Genomic DNA, 17,348 nt, shown 5'->3' with positions numbered 1-17,348 from the left:
TCGTTGTTCTCTGTCGTAGTTGTGCTTGGCTTCGACTCGGGCTCGTTCCTCGCCCGGCTCAGCCGGCGGACCGGACGTTCCACCCGCTGTCGGCGGGTCGGACGTTCCACCCGATTCAGTCGGCGGGTCGGACGTTCCACCCGCTGTCGGCGGACCGGACGTTCCACCCGCTGTCGGCGGGTCAGACGTTCCACCCGGCTCAGTCGACGGGTCGGACGTTCCACCCGCCGGCTGAGCCGACAGGCCGAACCTTCCCCCGGCGCGGTCGGCGGACCGGACGTTTCACCCGATTCGGTCGGCGGGCCGGACGTCTCACCCGGCGGGAACACGAGCGGCTCCTCCGAGTCGGTCGGCCCGGCGGGCGGCAGCCGGGTCAGTCGGCGACGACGGCCAGCCCGTCGGTGAGCACCGTCTCGTCGCCGCGCACGGTCTCGAACGCGTACTCGGTGACACCGTCGCCGGCTGTCGTCTTCCAGATCCGGGTCTCCAGGTCGTCGCCCGGCAGGACCATCTTGGAGAAGCGCACCGCGAATCGGCGGAGACGCCGCACGTCCGATCCGGCGACCTGCGTGAGCACCGCCCACGACGCCATCGCCATGGTGCACAGACCGTGCGCGATGATCCCCGGCAGACCCGCGTCCCTGGCGACCTGCTCATCCAGGTGAATGGGCATCGGATCACCCGAGGCCGGCGCGTACCGGAAGGTCTGGTCGTCGTCGACGTGCGCGGTGACCGTTGCCAGCAGCTCACCCGAGCGCACCGCTTCGGTCAGCTTGTGCGCCGGAACGGCCTCGCCGACGGCGTCGCCCGCGTCGACGTTCCGGAAGAACGCCAGCAGGTACTGCTCGTTGACCAGTTCCCCCTCCGCGTCCCGGCATTCGACGTGAATCGAGAGCCGCGCCCCGGTGTCGACGGTGTCGTAGCCGATGGCGCGGGCCCGGGTGGTCAGCACATCGCCGGGCACGATCGGCCGGTGGAACCAGAAGTCCTGCTCCCCGTGCACCACCTTGCCGAAGATCTCGATCGGGGCCACGTCGACCACCGGCGAGAGCATCGCGTCGAAGGCCGGCACGATCGCGAAGACCGGCGGCGCGACCTCGCCGCGCAGATGCGCGCCGATCGGATCGTTGGTGGCCGCCGCGTATTCGGCGATCCGCTCGGCGGTCACCGCGAACTCCTCCGGGTCGGCCCAGGTGTTCAGGCCACCGGCATCGAAGTCGTACGACGTCTTGGCCGGGGTCATGCCGCGGCGGCCAGCTCGTCGAGCTTGGTGAGGCTCTTGTCGATCTGCGAGGTGGCGTCCTTCTCCACGGCCTTGGCCAGCGCGCCCTTGATCAGGGTCCCGGAGAAGTCGCCCGAGATCTGCAGCTCGCTCCCCGCGCCGTCGGCCTTCAGCTCGAAGACGAACTGCACCTTGACCGCCGCCATGCCGGTGCCGCTGAGCACCAGCTTGGTGGGAGCCTCGACATCGTCGACCGTCCACTCGATCTTGTTGGCCATGCCGAGCATCATGATCTTCGCGGTGAGCTTGCTCCCGGCGGCGAGGGTGGCCGGCGGCTCCTCCATCCAGCGCTCGTGGATGGTGAACCAGTCGCCCCAGGTCTGCGGGTCGGAGATGACCTTCCAGACGGCGTCCGGGGAGGCCGACAGCTTCTCGGTGGCTTCGATGTGTCCCATGGTGATTCCTGCTTTCGTTCTCGAATGTCCGGCTCGGGTCGGTTCGGGTGAGCGCTCAGGACGGGCGCTGATAGGCGGTCACGACGGCGGCGCCGCCGAGACCGATGTTGTGCTGCAGAGCGGCGGTCACGCCGTCCACCTGGCGGGCATCGGCGGTACCGCGCAGCTGCCAGGTGAGTTCGCTGCACTGCGCGAGGCCGGTGGCGCCCAGCGGATGCCCCTTGGAGATCAGGCCGCCCGACGGATTGACCACCCAGCGCCCGCCGTAGGTGGTCTCGCCGTTGTCGAGGAGCTTGTGGGCCTCCCCCTCCGGGGCCAGGCCGAGGGCCTCGTAGAGCAGCAGTTCATTGGCCGAGAAGCAGTCGTGCAGTTCGATCACCTGGAAGTCCTCCGGGCCGAGCTGCGCCTGCTCGTAGACCGCCCGCGCGGCCGCGCGGTTCATGTGGTCGCCGATGATGCCCGCACAGGTCTCGTCGAAGGTGTTCGCGAAGTCGGTGACCATCGCCTGGCCGACGATCTCCACCGCCCGGTCGGCGAGGTCGTGCTCGTCCACGAAGCGCTCGGAGGCGAGGATCACCGCGCCCGAGCCGTCCGAGGTCGGTGAGCACTGCAGCTTGGTCAGCGGGTCGTAGATCATCCGCGAATCGAGGATCTCGTCGAGCGTGTACGCGTCCTGGAACTGCGCATACGGATTGTTCACCGAGTGCCGGTGGTTCTTCTCGCCGATCTTGGCGAAGTGCTCCGGGGTGGAGCCGTACTTGCGCATGTGCTCGCGGCCCGCGGCACCGAACATCCACGGCGCGGGCGGAAACAGCACCTCGCTGATCTCGGCGAGCGCGAGGATGTGCTTCTCCATCGGCTGCGCGCGGTCGTCGTAGGTCGCGCCCAGCGAGCCGGGCTGCATCTTCTCGAAGCCGAGCGCCATCGTGCAGTCGGCCAGTCCGCCGCGGATCGCCCGCGCGGCCAGGTACAGCGCGGTGGATCCGGTCGAGCAGTTGTTGTTGACGTTGGCCACCGGGATCCCGGTCATGCCGAGTTCGTACAGCGCCCGCTGCCCCGACGTCGACTCGCCGTAGACGTAGCCGACGTAGGCCTCCTGCACCTCGTCGTAGTCGATCCCCGCGTCCGCGAGCGCCTTGGTCCCGGACTCCCGCGCCATGTCCGGGTAGTCCCAATCACTGCCGTCGTCGTTCTTCCGCCGTCCGGGCTTCTCGAACTTCGTCATGCCCACTCCGACGACGAACACTCTGTTGCCAGCCATATGCCGCACCTCCTGCTCACATACAAACAGTCAAGACTGAATGTATCTAGGGCAGGCGGCGAATGTGATCCAACTCACGGAGCGGGTGTCAGTCGGCGGCGGCGCCGAGCCAGGTGAACATCGCCGGGTCGGCGCCGCGGCGCAGCACGTCGCAGGCGCGATCCCATCGGCGACGGGCCCGGAGCGAGTCCGCGTCGACGAAGGCGGCGATCTTGATGCCACGCAGGGCATCCATGGCGGTGTAGACGAAGTCGGGAAGTCGCCGGTCCACCTCGGCACCCGCAGGCAGCGCGCCGGCCAGGGCCGCGACCACCGACTGGTTCACTATGCGCTCGAAGGTGATCACCTCCGCGCCGAGTTCCGGGTCGCTCCGGCCGGCGACCCACAGCTCGACGGCCGCCGTGAACAGCGGGCCGTCGTGCAGATCCCAGAGCAGGTCGAACATCGCCGACAGCGGATCCGCGGCATCGGCGATCCGCCCCGCCTCCTCGATCGCTTCGGCGGACCGCCGCGCCGCCAGATGCCGGACGGCCGCGCTGACCAGCACCGGACGCGAGCCGAAGTGATGCAGCTGCGCGCCGCGGGTGACGCCCGCGCGCTCGGAGACCCGCGAGGTGGTGGTGCCCGCGTAACCGAATTCGACGAGACAGTCGAGGGTGGCATCCATCAGCTTGGCGCGCGTCGCCGCGCTGCGCTGCTCCTGGGTGCGGCGCTGCGACGCACCGCTACGGCCACCCTTCAACACGCCTGGATATTAGCAATGGCCCCGAATTCACATTCAGAGCTGACTTCAAGTGTCACCACGACAGCCGGTCGCAGCAGCCGGCACCGCCGTCGACCGGGTCCACCTGGACGGTGGCGTGAACCAGACCGTATTCGCCGAGCACCGCGCGAGTGTCGGCGAGGACGCGCGCGTAGTCGTCGTCGGTGCTGCCGACGTGCACCGTCGCGACGTCCATCCCGGTGGTCACCGACCAGACGTGCAAGTCGTGCACGTCGGTGACACCGGGAACATGCGCCAGCTCGTTCCGGAGGGCGTCGAGGTCGACGTGGTCGGGCGCCTGCTGGTTGAGGATCCGCAGGGCATCCCGCGCGAGCCCGATCGCCCGCGGGACCACCCACACCGCGATGCAGACGGCGACCACGACGTCGGCGTACTCCCAGCCGGTCGTCATCATCACCACACCGGCGACCAGCACGCCGACGCTGCCGACGGCGTCGGCGAGGACTTCCAGATACGCCCCGCGCACCGCGATCGAACCCCGCGCGTCGGCCCGCAGCAGCAGCATGACGACGACGTTCACCACCAGCCCGACCAGCGCCACGATCACCAGCGGACGGCCCGGCACCTCCGGCGACGCACCGCCGATCCGGCGGATCGCCTCGTACACCACGAAGATGCCGACGCCGATGAGCAGCGCCGCGTTGACCACGGCGGTGAACACCTCGGCCCGGTACCAGCCGAAGCTCCGGCCGTCGGTGATCCGCCCGTGCCGCGCCAGCAGCAGCGCGGACAAGCCCATCGAGACCGCGACCACGTCGGTCAGCATGTGCCCCGCGTCGGCGATCAGCGCCAGCGAACCGATCGTGATGCCGACGAACAACTCGACGAAGAAGTACCCGCCGATCAGCACCACGGCCAGCACCATCGGCCAGAGCCGCCGCGCCGCCGCATCCCCGGCGGCCAGGTCGGCGGCCGTCGGGCCGTGCGAGTGGCCGGCCTGCGAGTGATCGTGCGCGTTGCTCATGACCTCAATATATGCGCGCTTTCGCATGTGAATCAAGGGCTCTGCGCCGGGCGTCACATCCGGGCTCGAGAACGGCGTTTCGACACCGGCTCGGCTGGCGCCTCGCCGGGCTCAACGGGCGGGCGGCCACCCGCCCCCGACCGCCCCGAGTCGAAACGACCCAGCAGCCCGTTGAGCCGGTCGAGCCCGCAGGGGCGAGACCGAGTCGAAACGACCCCCTCTCTAGGAAAGACGCAACTGCGCGATCGCCGACTCCCGCTTCAGCCCGGTCACCATCAGCATGTCCACCAGCAGCGACCGGAGTTCCACCAGCAGCGCCACCTCGGAGACGTCGCCCTCCCCCTCGGTGATCGCCGTCTGCGCCTCCGCGATCCCCGGCGCCGCTCGCCGGAGGATCGACCGGAGCGCCCGCGCCGCATCGGCCTGGTCTGGAGTGCCCTTGGGCGGGGCCAGCATCATCTGGCGCAGGACCTCGAAACCCTCGGGCAGCGCCGCGATCAGGTCGACGATCTCCGGCTCCACCACCACACCGCGCTGCGTGAGACCCAGCGCACGCCTTGTGCAGACCCGGAAATTGCGCATCGCGTTGTCGATCGGCGCACCGGTGTCCGCGATCCGCCGCAGCCGTGGCCGTTCCGCCCAGTACAGCGGCGAAAGGGTGCCGACCTCCCGGCCGGCCCGCATGTCCGAGTGCATGGCGTCGATCGACGACTGGGTGGCCCGCGCCCGCGCCAGCACCCGCTGGACCGAGTCGGCGTCGACCGTCCGCAGCGCCACGGCGAGATCGCCGGACAGATCACGCAGCGTGGTCAGGACCAGGGCGGCGTCGCGTCGTGCCCGATGCGCCGGATTGAACGGCACCAGCGCGCCGATGAGGAGCGCGACGCCGCCGCCGATCACGGCGTCGAGCATGCGCTCGTAACCCGCGGCGTTTCCGGGCGGCAGAAGCGTCGCGACCAGCACGGCCGACGCCCCCGCCTGATTGGTCACCATCGGGGCGCCGTCGAGCAGGACCGCCGCCATCATCGCCAGGGCGACCACCACCGTGATCTGCCACGGCCCGGAACCGATCAGCGAGATGATCAGGTCGCCGATCACGATGCCGATCAGCACCCCGCCGATCAGCTCGATCGACCGCCGCCACCGTTTGGCCAGCACCAGCCCGAGGGACGCGACCGCCGAGATCGGCGCGAAGAACGGCCGCTGATGGTGCATCAGGTCGTGCGCGATGAACCAGGCGAGCCCGCCGGCGATCGCGCACTGCAGGATCGGGACCAGCGAGAGACCGAGTCGTCGTACCCGCTTCTGCAACCACTCCGGCAGGCGCTCGATCAGTCGCGAGCGCGTCGCCCGGATCCGATCGGTGGTCATGGTCCGGAGCTAGGAGAGGCCGAGCTCGTCGATCGCGGTCGGGTCGCTGTCGTTCAGCAGATCCAGGCAGCGCGCGTATTCGTCCTCTTCGCCGATCAGCTGCGCCGCGCGGGCCAGCGCCCCCACACACCGCAGAAAGCCCTGGTTCTGCTGGTGGCTCCACGGCACCGGGCCGTAGCCCTTCCAGCCGTGCCTGCGCAGCTGGTCCAGCCCGCGGTGGTAGCCGGTGCGGGCGTAGGCGTAAGCGGCGGTCTGGGCCGCGACGTCGTCGTCCGCACCGTTCAGCGCCGCCTCGGCGAGGTACGCCCAGGCGATCGACGCCGACGGGTACTGCGCGGCGACGGCGGCCGGATCGACGCCGTTCAGCAGATCAGACTCGGCGTCGTCGTCTCCGGTCAGGAGCGTCGGCGGGGGTCCCAGCAAGTCTCCGAATGAGGTCACCCCGCCATTCAATCACTCCGCGGCCCCCTCCCGGCCGGAGCCGCGTCACTCATTGTTCGATACCCTTTGGGGCATGGCGCCGCCAGGCCGCCCGACTACCCACGACTCGTAGGACCAGCGCAGCATGCCGACTTCCGATAACGACAACCAGAGCGCCGTCAAGAAGGCGGTCGACGCCTTCCGCGCCCGCCGGGCCGGAGACGACGATGCCACCCCGGCAGCCGTTCCCGAGGGCGACGGCGCGGAGACCTCCGTGGTCCGGATCGAGCCGGGCCAGAGCCCGGGTGGGGGCGGCGACTCCGAGTCGCCGACCAAGGCGTTCGCCATCCCGGTGGTCGAGCAGGCGACCGAGGAGACCACGGTGGTCACCGACGAGCCCGCCGAGGGCTCCGACGTCGAGGACTCCGCCGAGGCCGGTGACGCATCGTCGTTCCCGACCGAGACGGTGGTGACCGTCGCCGGTTCGGGTGACCGTGCGCAGGCTCCGGCCCGCACCGCGGTCGAGGCCGTCGATCCCGATTCGGTGACCCGTCCGGAGATCGTCGAGCACACCGTCGACCTCACCGAGGCGGACGCCGACGTGCAGGCCGAGGATACGCAGGCCGAGGACGCGCCGGCCGCCGACGATACCGAGACCGCGGTGATCGCCGCCCAGGCTCCCGCCGAGGCCGAGGACGACGCCCCCGAGGCCGTCGAGGACTCCACCGAGGGCACCGTGGAGTCCAGCGCCGACGTGACGCCGACCGAGAAGATCGAACTGCCGGCCGCCGCGGTCGCCACCACCGCCGCAGCCGGAGCGGCCGCTGCCGGAGCCGCCGCCGCGGCCGGCGCCCCGGCGAAGCCGGCCGAGCAGCAGGCGTGGTCGAGCACCCCGCATCAGCCGCAAGTGATCCCCGGCGCGCAGCCGCAGGAGCCGAAGAAGCGCCGCGGCCGCCTCATGGCACTGGGCGCCCTGCTGGTCGCGGCGATCATCGCCGTCGCCGCGGTGCTGATCTGGTACTTCATGTTCGACCAGTCGACGCAGAACAAGGTCGCCGACGCCGCCAAGAGCTACCAGAACGCGATGTCCGACGGCGACCTCGAGGCCCTGCGCAACATCACCTGCGGCGAGGAGTACCAGTACTACTCGAAGGTCTCGCCCGAGGAGTTCGCCAAGGCCTTCCAGGCCCAGAAGGCGCAGAACCAGATGATGAAGTTCAAGGACATCACCGGCGTGGCCGTCGACGGCGACACCGCCCGCGTGGGCGTCGACGTCTACAACTCGGGCGACCCCAAGGTCACCACGTCCGCTCAGATCACCCTGCACAAGGTCGACGGCAGCTGGAAGGTCTGCGACCAGCCGTAATCCCCCGGAACACGAAGTGCCCCCGCCGGCCGGCAGGGGCACTTCGTCGTTTCAGGACCTAGCGGCCGATGGTCTTGCCCGCCGACTTGAGGTCGTTGCAGGCCTCGACGACGCGCTCGGCCATGCCGGCCTCCGCCTTCTTGAGGTAGCTGCGCGGGTCGTAGACCTTCTTGTTGCCCACCTCGCCGTCGATCTTGAGGACGCCGTCGTAGTTGGTGAACATGTGGCCGACCACCGGGCGGGTGAAGGCGTACTGGGTGTCGGTGTCGACGTTCATCTTGATCACGCCGTAGCTCAGGGCCTCCTCGATCTCGCTCTTGAGCGAGCCCGAGCCGCCGTGGAACACGAAGTCGAAGACCTTCGCGCCCTCTTCCTTGCCGATGAGCTCCGCGGCGGCCTTCTGGCCGTCGAGCAGGACCGACGGCTGCAGCTTCACGTTGCCCGGCTTGTAGACGCCGTGGACGTTGCCGAAGGTGGCGGCCAGCAGGTAGCGGCCCTTCTCGCCGGTGCCGAGCGCGTTGACGGTCTTCTGGAAGTCCTCGACCGAGGTGTACAGCTTCTCGTTGATCTCGGCCTCGACGCCGTCCTCCTCGCCGCCGACCACACCGATCTCCACCTCGAGGATGATGTTCGCCTTCGAGGTCAGGGCCAGCAGTTCCTGGGCGATCGCCAGGTTCTCGTCGATCGGGACCGCCGAGCCGTCCCACATGTGCGACTGGAACAGCGGGTTCCGTCCCTTGTCGACGCGCTCCTGCGAGATCGCGATCAGCGGGCGGACGTAGGTGTCGAGCTTGTCCTTAGGGCAGTGGTCGGTGTGCAGGGCGACGGTGATGTCGTACTGCTCGGCGACGACGTGCGCGAACTCGGCGAGCGCCACGGCGCCGACCACCATGTCCTTCACACCCAGACCGGAGCCGAACTCCGCGCCGCCGGTGGAGAACTGGATGATGCCGTCGGAGCCGGCGTCGGCGAAGCCCTTCAGCGCGGCGTTGACGGTCTCCGAGGAGGTGCAGTTGATGGCCGGGAAGGCGTAGCCGCCCTCCTTGGCCTTCGCGAGCATCTCGACGTACTTCTCGGGTGTTGCGATGGGCATCAGAGTCCTCCAGCGATTTGGGGCCGCACTCAGGCGTTTTCGGTCCATCACAGTATGCCGGTTGCCGGCGACCGGCGGGTCCCGGCCCGGCCAACCCAGACAACGTCACAGCGCAATGGACGTCCGGTTAGGGAATCTCCAAGGTTTCGCCGGTACTGTGAAGTCCTGTGATCGACGCTTCCCTGGCCAGCGCCACCACGACGATGAACGTCGCCCTGATGCCGAGCTTCATGGACCCCTACACCCTGATCGGGTGGTTCGGGGCCTGGGCGTTCTGGGGACTGCTGCTGGTGGTCCTGATCGAGTCGGGTGTCCTCTTCCCCGTCCTGCCCGGCGATTCACTGCTGTTCGTCGCGGGTCTGATCGCCGCCGGTTCGACCAGCGCGGAGCACGCGAAGGCCGTCGCCGACGCGAACTTCCACCTCTGGCAGCTGTGCGTGTTCGTCCCGGTCGCGGCGATCATCGGCGGCCAGATCGGCTACTGGATCGGCCGCTACGTCGGCACGTCGATGTTCAAGCCGCAGGCGCGCTTCCTCAAGCAGCGCTACCTGGACGAGGCGCACCAGTTCTTCGAGGAGCGCGGCCCGATCACCATCTTCCTGGCGCGCTTCGTGCCGATCGTCCGCACCATCGCGCCGATCGTCGCCGGTGCCGCGAAGATGCGCTGGGCGGTGTTCGCGCTATACAACGTGGTCGGCGCCATCGTCTGGGGTGCGGGCATCGTGCTCCTGGGCTACTGGCTGGGCCAGTTCCAGATCGTGCAGAAGCTGATCGAGCCGATCTTCATCCTGATCGTGCTGGTCTCGGTGCTCCCGATGTTCATCGAGTGGTACCGCCGACGCCGCAACCGCGGCAAGGAGATCCCGGTCGAACTGGATCTGAACGAAGAGGCCTGACCTCCGCCGCCTCGCCTGCTGTTCCGCGGTCGCTCCACGACCACAGAACAGCAGGCCCGCGTCCGGCAGGCCCTCGGCGCACCGGCGCCGGTCAGGCGCGCGACATCCAGAAGTCCAGTTCCAGGCCGTCGATCGGCCCCGGCGTCACCTGGTAGCGCTCGAGATCGGTGACACCCGCGTCGGTCAGCACCTCGTCGTCGATGTAGCAGCGTCCGCTCTCGCCGCCGGCCGGGCGCGACAGGATCAGCATCGCGGCGTCGGCGATGATCTCCGGGGTCCGGCTCGCCGAGACGAGATCCTCGCCCAGGATGTTGCGGACCGCCGCGGTGTCGATGGTGGTGCGCGGCCACAGCGAGTTCACCGCCACCCCGTCCGCCTTCAGTTCCGCGGCCAGTCCGAGCGTGACCAGGGACATCGAGAACTTGGAGATCGTGTAGCCGGTGCCGATCTCGGCGAACCACGCCGGATCCAGCGTGATCGGCGGCGACAGGGTGAGGATGTGCGCGTTGTCGGAGGCCCGCAGATGCGGGATCGACAGCTTGGAGAGCAGAAACGCCCCGCGCGCGTTGATGTCCTGCATCAGGTCGTACTTCTTCATCGGCAGCTCTTCGGTGCGGCTGATGTCGAGCGCACTGGCATTGTTCACCACGATGTCGATGCCGCCGAATCGCTCGACGGTCCGCGCGACCGCGTCAGCCACCTGCTCGTCGTCGCGGACGTCGCCGACGATCGGCAGCGCCTGGCCGCCGGCTTCCTCGATGGCCTTCGCCGCCGTGTACACGGTCCCGGGGAGCTTCGGGTGCGGCTCGGCGGTCTTGGCGAGGAGAGTGATGTTCGCACCGGCACGGGCCGCCTTCAGGGCGATCGCCTCGCCGATGCCGCGGCTGCCGCCGGACATGATCAGGGTGCGTCCGGCGAGCGGACGGGAAGTGTTCTCGGTCGTCATCGTCGACGATCCTTTCGGGTGAGGTGAGTGGAGGCCGGAGTCACTTGGGCGCCATCCGGATGGCGCCGTCGAGCCGGATGGTCTCGCCGTTGAGCATGGCGTTCTCGACGATGTGCATGGCCAGCGCCGCGTATTCGGTGGCGCGGCCGAGCCGGGACGGATGCGGCACCTGCGCACCGAGGGAGCGCTGCGCGTCCTCGGGCAGTCCGGCCAGCATCGGGGTCTCGAAGATGCCCGGCGCGATCGTCATGACGCGGATCTGCTTGGCGGCCAGTTCGCGCGCGATCGGCAGGGTCATCGCGGCGACGCCGCCCTTGGAGGCCGCGTACGCGGGCTGACCGATCTGGCCGTCGAAGGCGGCCACCGAGGCGGTGTTGACGATGACGCCGCGGTCGCCGTCGACCGGCTCGTTCCCCACCATCTGCTCGGCGGCCAGCCGGATCACGTTGAACGTGCCGACCAGGTTGATCTTCACGACACGCTCGAAGACGTCCAGCGGCAGCGGCCCGCCGCGGCCCAGGACCTTGCCCGGCGTCGCGACACCGGCACAGTTCACCACGGTGCGCAGCGGCCCGAGATCGGTGGCGGCGGCGACGGCCGCGGCGATGTCGTCCGGCGAGGTCACGTCGCCCGGGACGAAGACCGCACGGTCGCCGAGATCGGCGGCGGCCGCCGCACCGGCCGACGACGGCAGGTCGACGAGCACCACGGCGGCACCCCGCTCGTGCAGGGCGCGCGCGGTGGCGTTGCCGAGGCCGGACGCGGCGCCGGTCACGAGCGCGACGGAGTCGGACAGATTCATGGATTCTCCTTTGGCGGAATCGGGGGGGTGCTCAGTTCGCGGCCAGGCCGCGGGCGATCACGAGTCGCTGGATCTGGTTGGTGCCCTCGAAGATCTGGGTGATCTTGGCTTCGCGCATGAAGCGCTCGACGCGGAAGTCGCGGGTGTAGCCGTTGCCGCCGAACACCTGCACCGCATCGGTGGTCACCTTCATCGCGGTGTCGGTGGCCACCAGCTTGGCGACGGAGGCCTGGCGCGAGTACGGCAGCCCGCGGTCGCGCCGGCGCGCGGCGTCGAGATAGGTGGCGCGCGCGGAGTCGACGGCGGCGGCCATGTCGGCCAGCAGGAAGCCGAGGCCCTGGTGGTTGATGATCGCGGTCCCGAAGGTCTCCCGCTCCTTGGCGTAGGCGACGGCCGCGTCCAGGGCGGCCTGCGCGATGCCGGTGGCCACCGCCGCGATACCGAGGCGCCCGGAGTCGAGCGCGCTGAAGGCGATCTGCAGGCCCTGCCCCTCGGCGCCGATCCGGCGGTCGGCGGTCACCAGGGCGTCGTCGTATGTGGCGGAGGCGGTGGGGACCGCGGTGAGGCCCATCTTCTCCTCCGGCTTGCCGAAGCTCAGACCGTCGAGGCTGCCCGGGACCAGGAAGCACGAGATGCCCTTGGATCCCTCGCCGGTGCGGGCGAAGAGGTTGTAGAAGTCGGCGAGGCCGCCGTGGGTGATCCACGCCTTGGTCCCGCGGATCCGGTAGCCGTCGTCGGTCGGGGTGGCCCGGCATTTGAGGGCCGCGGCGTCCGATCCGGCATCCGGCTCGGACAGGCTGTAGGCGCCGATGGTCGCGCCGCCGAGCATCTCCGGCAGCCAGCGTTCCTGCTGCTCCGGCGTGCCGAAGGCGGCCATCGGGAAACACGCGAGGCTGTGCACGCTCACCGCCACGCCGACCGCCGCCCACCGCGCGGCGATCTCCTCGAGCACCTGCAGGTACACCTCGTACGGCTGTCCGCCGCCGCCCCACTCCTCCGGGTACGGCAGGCTCAGCAGTCCGGCCTCGCCGAGCGTCGCGAAGACGCCCTCGGGATAGGTCTCGTTCTTCTCGCAGTCGTCGACGATCGGATCGAGGGTCTTGTCCGCGATCTCGCGGGTGAGCGCGATGAGGTCGTGGGCCTCGTCGGTGGGCAGCAGGCGATCGACCGGCATGACATCTCCTTGTGGCGACGCTGAACAGTACTGAATTACTCAGGACAGTACTGGGCAGCCACTAGTACCGCAAGGGGTCCGCCAGTATCATTTCCGGTATGAGCAGGCCCACGCCCGAGTTCGCCACCCGCCGACGCTCGGAACTGTTCGACGGCATCGTCGACCTCTTCCTCAGCGAGGGGTTCGCGCATCTCACGCTCGACGAGATCGCCGCGCGGCTGCGCTGCTCCAAGTCGACGCTGTACACCCTCGCCGGCAGCAAGGAGCAGCTGGTCCGGGCCGCCACCGTTCACTTCTTCCGGCGCGCGACGGACGAGATCGCGGAGAGCGTCCGGGACATCACCGGCGCCCGGGAACAGATCACCGGCTTCCTCGACGCCGTCGGCGCGGCTCTCGCACCCGCGTCCGACCGGTTCATGGCCGACCTCGACGCCTTCCCGCCGGCCCGCGACGTGTACCAGCAGAACACCGAGATGGCCGCGACTCGCGTCCAGCAGATGATCGACGCCGGCGTCGCGGCCGGGGAGTTCCGGCCGGTGCACGCCGCCTTCGCCGCCGACCTGGCGGCCACGATGATCGCCCGCATCCAGCAGGGCGGCGTGCGGGCGAGCACCGGTCTCGACGATGCCAGCGCCTATCACGAGCTGGCCGCGATCCTCACCGGCGGCATCAGCAAGTAGCGGAGCCGGCTGACAGCCGATTCACAGCGCCGCCCGAGCCGACCCCGAGCCCGGCACGCGAGGCTGAACGCATGATGACACCGATCCAGCACCCGCAGTTCGCCCTCCCGACCGTGCAGGTGGTGGTGCTCGACGACCCCGCCGCGCACGACTACGCACGACGCCTCGCCGCGACCGGCGCGCGCTTCGGGGTGATCGGGGCGCGGTCGGTGGACGTGGTCCCCTATCTGACCGGCGCCACCGGCAACGTCGTCGCCCTGATCGCCGACGCCGACGATCCGGCCCAGCTGGCCGATGCGGTCTCCCGGGTGGAGGACCGCCTGCAGGCCCTCGCGGCGGTGGTCCGCCACCGCCGCGACCCGCTGCTGACCGACGGGTTCGCTACCAGGCCGCACCGAGATCCGCGTGCCGCGTGATCCACGCGTGCATGACGATCCCGGCGGCCACCCCCGCGTTGATACTGCGGGTGGACCCGAACTGCGCGATCGACACGGTCATAGCGGCGGCCCCGCTCGCCTCCTCGGTCACCCCGGGCCCCTCCTGACCGAACAGCAGCAGCGCGTTCTCCGGGAGCTCGGTCTCCTCCAGCCGCACCGACCCGGGTGTGTTGTCGACGGCCACCACGACGAGCCCGTTCCCGGCCGCCCAGGCCGTCAGATCGTCGATCGTCGCGTGGTGGTGGATGTGCTGGTAGCGGTCGGTCACCATGGCGCCGCGGCGGTTCCAGCGTCGTCGTCCGACGATGTGCACGCCGGCCGCGAGGAAGGCGTTCGCCGTGCGCACGACCGTCCCGATGTTGGCGTCGTGGCCCCAGTTCTCGATCGCCACGTGGAAGCGGTGCCGTTTGGTGTCGAGGTCGGCGACGATCGCCTCCCGCGTCCAGTACCGGTACGCGTCGACGACGTTGCGGCGGTCTCCGGCGTCGAGCAGTTCGGGGTCGTAGCGGGGGTCGTCGGGTAGCGGCGCACCGCGTTCGGTGAGCCACGGACCGACGCCGACCGGCTCACCCAGGCCGCTGTGCCATTCGGTGGGACCGGGCTCGGCGCCCTGCTCGGGACCCGAGGGCTCAGGCAAGGCCGAGGTCGGCCAGCCCGAGCAGCGAGCGGTAGCCGACCTCCTGCGCGCGGATCACGTCGTCGGCACCGGTGTCCCGATCGACGACGGTCGCGACGCCCACCACGATCGCGCCGGCGGCGCGGGCGGCCTCGACGGCCTTGGCCGGCGACGCCCCCGTGGTCGAGGTGTCCTCCACGATCAGCACCCGGCGGCCGGTGATGTCCGGTCCCTCGATCTGCCGCTGCATGCCGTGCTCCTTGGCCGCCTTGCGGACCACGAAGGCGTCGATCGGACGGCCCGCCGCATGCATGATCGACGTCGCGACCGGGTCGGCGCCCAGCGTCAGGCCGCCCACGGCGTCGTAGTCCCAGTCGGCGGTCAGCTCACGCATCAGCGCGCCGATCAGCCGGGACGCCTCGTGCTGCAGCGTCGCCCGGCGCAGGTCGACGTAGTAGTCGGCCTCCTTACCGGAGGAAAGCGTCACGCGGCCGTGCACCACGCTGAGTTCGGTGACCAGTTCGGCCAGTCGTGCGCGGGCCGTCGCGTCGAGTGCGGGCGTGTCGGAGGCAGCCATCGTCGTGGGGGTTCCTAAGTGGTTCAGTCGAGGTCGCGCGGGCCGCTCAGCGGCGGCAGATCCGGCGGGTCGAGGCGGTCGCGGTCCGGGCGCGCGAAGGGCGCCGGGCGCGGCGGCCGGGACGCCGGGTACTCGGCGCGGCCGTCGTCGTCCGCCGGAGCGGCCATCGGCCGCGGGCCACCCGGCACCGGGATACCGGGCTGGCTCGGCGGCCGGGGCGCCTGGCGCGGGGCCGGCCGGTAGGCCTGGGGCGCGGCGAACTCGTCGGAGTCCGGGCGACGGCGTTCGCGGCGGGCCTTGTCGCGCAGCGACTCGGTCTTCTTGTCCGCGAGCTCTTCCCGGATCGGGCCGTGCGGGTCGCGCGGGTCGGGCGCGTCCTGCGGGTCGATCGCCGGCGGCAGCACGCGCAGCAGATCGGCGAACCGCCGCACCGTGTCGAGGGCGACGTCGAGCTGCTCGCCGTCGGTGGTCAGCGGCATCGAGCCCAGCGCCCAGTTGCCCTCGTTCCACAGGATTTCGAGGTAGGCGGGCGCGTTGGTGGCGAGCGCGACCATCCGCCGATCGCAGACCCGGCGGGCGGCGTCGAGGTTGCTCGCGAACATCACGCGCGAGCCCATCGCACCGAGCAGGTCGACGTCTTCCTCCGCGGGAGCGAGGACGTCCTCGTAGCGCAGGTCGACGGTCACCGACGACGCGGCCGGGCGGCGGACGGCGACGACGGTGGCGGTCTCCTCGAGATCGAAGACCACCGCCTCGGCACCCTCGTAGACGCCGTAGGCGACGTCGCGCACCTGGACGTGCTCGGGCACGTCCATGGCGGCGCGGTGGAAGGCGGTCCGCAGCTTGCTGTCGGACTCACGGAACGCGAAGGAGTGCGTTTCGCCCCACACGGCGCGCTGGTGATGCACGTGCTCGGACCGGCTCCGGTCCAGCCACAGCAGGACACCGGCGCCGATGAGCGCGAGGGCCGCAATCACGAAATAGACGATGGTCATCGGGCATAGCCTACTATCGAACGCTCACCCACCGGAGGACGACACTGGCCTTGGGCCAGGCAGAGAAGGGATACGCGAGGATGCACGCAGGGTCCGCCACCGCGGTCGACCGCCTCGCCGAGTCCGTCGACGACCGCCTCATCGAGGCTCTGACCTGCGCCTTGGTCGAGACTCCCAGCGTCAATCCGGGCGGCACCGAGCAGGCCGCGGCGCAGGTCCTGGCGACCGCCTGCCGCGATCTCGGATTCTCCGTGACCCTCGACGAGGTGTCCCCCGGCCGCCCGAACGTGCTGGCGGCGACCGGCGAGGCCACCGGCCCGGGTCTGCTGCTCCTCGGCCACACCGACGTGGTGCCGCCGGGGCCCGGCTGGACCTGCGATCCGTTCACCGTGCGCCGCGACGGCGACCTGCTCATCGGGCGCGGCGCCGCCGACATGAAGGGCGGCCTGGCGGCAGCCGTGGCCGCGATGGCCGCGCTGTCCCGGGCCGGCGAGTTCGGCATCGCGCTGTCCGGCCCGATCACCCTCGCCGCGACGGTCGACGAGGAGGAACTCAACAGCGGCAGCCGCCACCTGATCGGCCGCCCGCTCCCCGAGTTCGCCGGCTGCATCGTCGCCGAACCGACCGGGCTCGCGGTGGTCCGGGGTTGCCGCGGGGCGTCGTATCTGGACATCGCGATCACCGGGCGCGCCGCGCATTCGGGGCGCCCGTCCGACGGCGTGAGCGCGATCGCCGCGGCCGCCGCCGTCATCGGCCTGCTCGACGACGACCAGGCGGCGCTCGCCGCCGCGCCCGACCCGCTGCTCGGATACGGCACCTGGAACGTCGGCCTGATCCGCGGCGGCCAGGGCATCGCGGTGGTCGCACCCGACTGCTACCTCGGCGTCGACCGGCGCCTGATGCCCGGCGAGACGGTCGAGGCGGTCGCGCAGCGGCTGCGCACCGCGATCGCCGGGTCCGGCATCACCGGCGACGGCGCCGTCGTCGAGGTGCGGCCGACCATGGAACTGCCCGGATTCACCACGCCCGCCGATCATCCGCTGGTGCACGCCGTCGCCCAGGCGGTCCGCGACTGCGGGGCGCCGACGTCGATCGGCGGCTGGTCCGCGGCGTGCGACGGCGGCTACATCAGCAGTGCGCTGGGGGTGCCGACCGTCGTGATGGGACCCGGCGACATCGGCGGACAGGCCCACCAGCCCGACGAGTCGGTGCCGCTGTCGGAGGTGGTGACCGCCGCCCGCGCCTACGTGCGGGCGGCCGTCACTCTGCTCGGCACCTGAAACAGGCCG

The 17,348-nt window shown here is 70.4% G+C and carries 19 protein-coding genes; 5 read left to right on the top strand and 14 right to left on the bottom strand.

Annotation, left to right across the window (positions count from 1 at the left end; translation table 11 throughout):
- Positions 1-373 precede the first annotated feature (373 nt).
- The 7 genes from ACSEEN_RS07175 to ACSEEN_RS07145 form a co-directional block, all read right to left on the bottom strand.
- Positions 374-1,243, bottom strand: a complete 870-nt coding sequence (locus ACSEEN_RS07175; protein WP_440712771.1) for a MaoC/PaaZ C-terminal domain-containing protein — start codon at positions 1,241-1,243, stop codon at positions 374-376.
- Positions 1,240-1,677 (bottom strand): type II toxin-antitoxin system Rv0910 family toxin, encoded by a 438-nt coding sequence (locus tag ACSEEN_RS07170; RefSeq protein WP_298445761.1) that lies wholly within the window; start codon positions 1,675-1,677, stop codon positions 1,240-1,242. The genes ACSEEN_RS07175 and ACSEEN_RS07170 overlap by 4 nt, the downstream gene beginning before the upstream one ends.
- A 55-nt stretch (positions 1,678-1,732) precedes the next feature.
- Positions 1,733-2,938, bottom strand: a complete 1,206-nt coding sequence (locus tag ACSEEN_RS07165; protein ID WP_440712770.1) for a lipid-transfer protein — start codon at positions 2,936-2,938, stop codon at positions 1,733-1,735.
- Between the two features lie 88 nt (positions 2,939-3,026).
- Entirely contained in the window at positions 3,027-3,683 is a 657-nt protein-coding gene (locus tag ACSEEN_RS07160) for a TetR/AcrR family transcriptional regulator (RefSeq protein ID WP_440712769.1), read from the bottom strand.
- Between the two features lie 52 nt (positions 3,684-3,735).
- On the bottom strand, positions 3,736-4,686 hold the full coding sequence (locus tag ACSEEN_RS07155; RefSeq protein ID WP_440712768.1) for a cation diffusion facilitator family transporter: 951 nt from the start codon (positions 4,684-4,686) through the stop codon (positions 3,736-3,738).
- A 222-nt stretch (positions 4,687-4,908) separates the two neighbouring features.
- A complete protein-coding gene (locus ACSEEN_RS07150) occupies positions 4,909-6,057 on the bottom strand; it encodes an FUSC family protein (protein ID WP_440712767.1) in 1,149 nt (382 codons plus the stop codon).
- A 9-nt stretch (positions 6,058-6,066) separates the two neighbouring features.
- Positions 6,067-6,498 carry a DUF3151 domain-containing protein gene (locus ACSEEN_RS07145; protein ID WP_440712766.1) on the bottom strand — a complete coding sequence of 144 codons (432 nt, stop codon included), beginning with the start codon at positions 6,496-6,498 and terminating at the stop codon, positions 6,067-6,069.
- Between the two features lie 124 nt (positions 6,499-6,622).
- Between ACSEEN_RS07145 and ACSEEN_RS07140 the strand changes: the two genes are divergently transcribed.
- Positions 6,623-7,843 carry an Rv0361 family membrane protein gene (locus ACSEEN_RS07140; protein ID WP_440712765.1) on the top strand — a complete coding sequence of 407 codons (1,221 nt, stop codon included), beginning with the start codon at positions 6,623-6,625 and terminating at the stop codon, positions 7,841-7,843.
- Between the two features lie 58 nt (positions 7,844-7,901).
- On the opposite strand, the gene fbaA is transcribed toward ACSEEN_RS07140, so the two are convergent.
- A complete protein-coding gene (fbaA, locus tag ACSEEN_RS07135; RefSeq protein ID WP_440712764.1) occupies positions 7,902-8,936 on the bottom strand; it encodes a class II fructose-bisphosphate aldolase in 1,035 nt (344 codons plus the stop codon).
- Positions 8,937-9,103: 167 nt separating this feature from the next.
- On the opposite strand from fbaA, the gene ACSEEN_RS07130 reads away from it, so the two are divergent.
- Positions 9,104-9,832 carry a DedA family protein gene (locus tag ACSEEN_RS07130; RefSeq protein WP_247866142.1) on the top strand — a complete coding sequence of 243 codons (729 nt, stop codon included), beginning with the start codon at positions 9,104-9,106 and terminating at the stop codon, positions 9,830-9,832.
- A gap of 91 nt (positions 9,833-9,923) precedes the next feature.
- Here the strand turns inward: ACSEEN_RS07130 and ACSEEN_RS07125 are convergent, their stop codons facing one another.
- From ACSEEN_RS07125 to ACSEEN_RS07115, 3 genes are read right to left on the bottom strand one after another with little or no spacing between them, the layout of a single operon-like run.
- Positions 9,924-10,778 (bottom strand): SDR family oxidoreductase, encoded by an 855-nt coding sequence (locus ACSEEN_RS07125; RefSeq protein WP_247866141.1) that lies wholly within the window; start codon positions 10,776-10,778, stop codon positions 9,924-9,926.
- 40 nt (positions 10,779-10,818) lie between these two features.
- Entirely contained in the window at positions 10,819-11,580 is a 762-nt protein-coding gene (locus ACSEEN_RS07120) for an SDR family NAD(P)-dependent oxidoreductase (protein ID WP_440712763.1), read from the bottom strand.
- Positions 11,581-11,611: 31 nt separating this feature from the next.
- Complete coding sequence (locus ACSEEN_RS07115; protein ID WP_247866139.1) at positions 11,612-12,754, bottom strand: acyl-CoA dehydrogenase family protein; 1,143 nt, start codon at positions 12,752-12,754, stop codon at positions 11,612-11,614.
- 98 nt (positions 12,755-12,852) lie between these two features.
- Here ACSEEN_RS07115 and ACSEEN_RS07110 point away from each other — a divergent pair, with 98 nt between their 5' ends.
- Together ACSEEN_RS07110 and ACSEEN_RS07105 are read left to right on the top strand one after the other, a co-directional pair.
- Positions 12,853-13,434: a TetR/AcrR family transcriptional regulator gene (locus ACSEEN_RS07110; RefSeq protein WP_440712762.1), complete on the top strand. Its 582-nt coding sequence runs from the start codon at positions 12,853-12,855 to the stop codon at positions 13,432-13,434.
- 71 nt (positions 13,435-13,505) lie between these two features.
- On the top strand, positions 13,506-13,850 hold the full coding sequence (locus ACSEEN_RS07105) for an SDR family oxidoreductase (protein ID WP_247866137.1): 345 nt from the start codon (positions 13,506-13,508) through the stop codon (positions 13,848-13,850).
- Here ACSEEN_RS07105 and ACSEEN_RS07100 read toward each other — a convergent pair.
- The 3 genes from ACSEEN_RS07100 to ACSEEN_RS07090 are packed head-to-tail and all read right to left on the bottom strand — an operon-like array spanning position 13,816 to position 16,059.
- Positions 13,816-14,508: a TrmH family RNA methyltransferase gene (locus ACSEEN_RS07100; RefSeq protein WP_440712761.1), complete on the bottom strand. Its 693-nt coding sequence runs from the start codon at positions 14,506-14,508 to the stop codon at positions 13,816-13,818. The two genes, ACSEEN_RS07105 and ACSEEN_RS07100, sit on opposite strands and share 35 nt — an antisense overlap.
- A complete protein-coding gene (gene pyrE, locus ACSEEN_RS07095; protein ID WP_440712760.1) occupies positions 14,501-15,064 on the bottom strand; it encodes an orotate phosphoribosyltransferase in 564 nt (187 codons plus the stop codon). Before pyrE ends, ACSEEN_RS07100 begins: the two co-directional genes overlap by 8 nt.
- 23 nt (positions 15,065-15,087) lie before the next feature.
- Positions 15,088-16,059 (bottom strand): TtfA family protein, encoded by a 972-nt coding sequence (locus ACSEEN_RS07090; RefSeq protein WP_371308543.1) that lies wholly within the window; start codon positions 16,057-16,059, stop codon positions 15,088-15,090.
- Positions 16,060-16,139: 80 nt separating this feature from the next.
- Here ACSEEN_RS07090 and ACSEEN_RS07085 point away from each other — a divergent pair, with 80 nt between their 5' ends.
- Complete coding sequence (locus ACSEEN_RS07085) at positions 16,140-17,339, top strand: M20 family metallopeptidase (RefSeq protein ID WP_440712759.1); 1,200 nt, start codon at positions 16,140-16,142, stop codon at positions 17,337-17,339.
- Positions 17,340-17,348 lie beyond the last annotated feature (9 nt).

Origin of the sequence: Gordonia marina (assembly GCF_052036135.1) — a bacterium.
GTDB lineage: Bacteria > Actinomycetota > Actinomycetes > Mycobacteriales > Mycobacteriaceae > Gordonia.
This window is presented reverse-complemented; position numbering and strand designations above follow the sequence as displayed.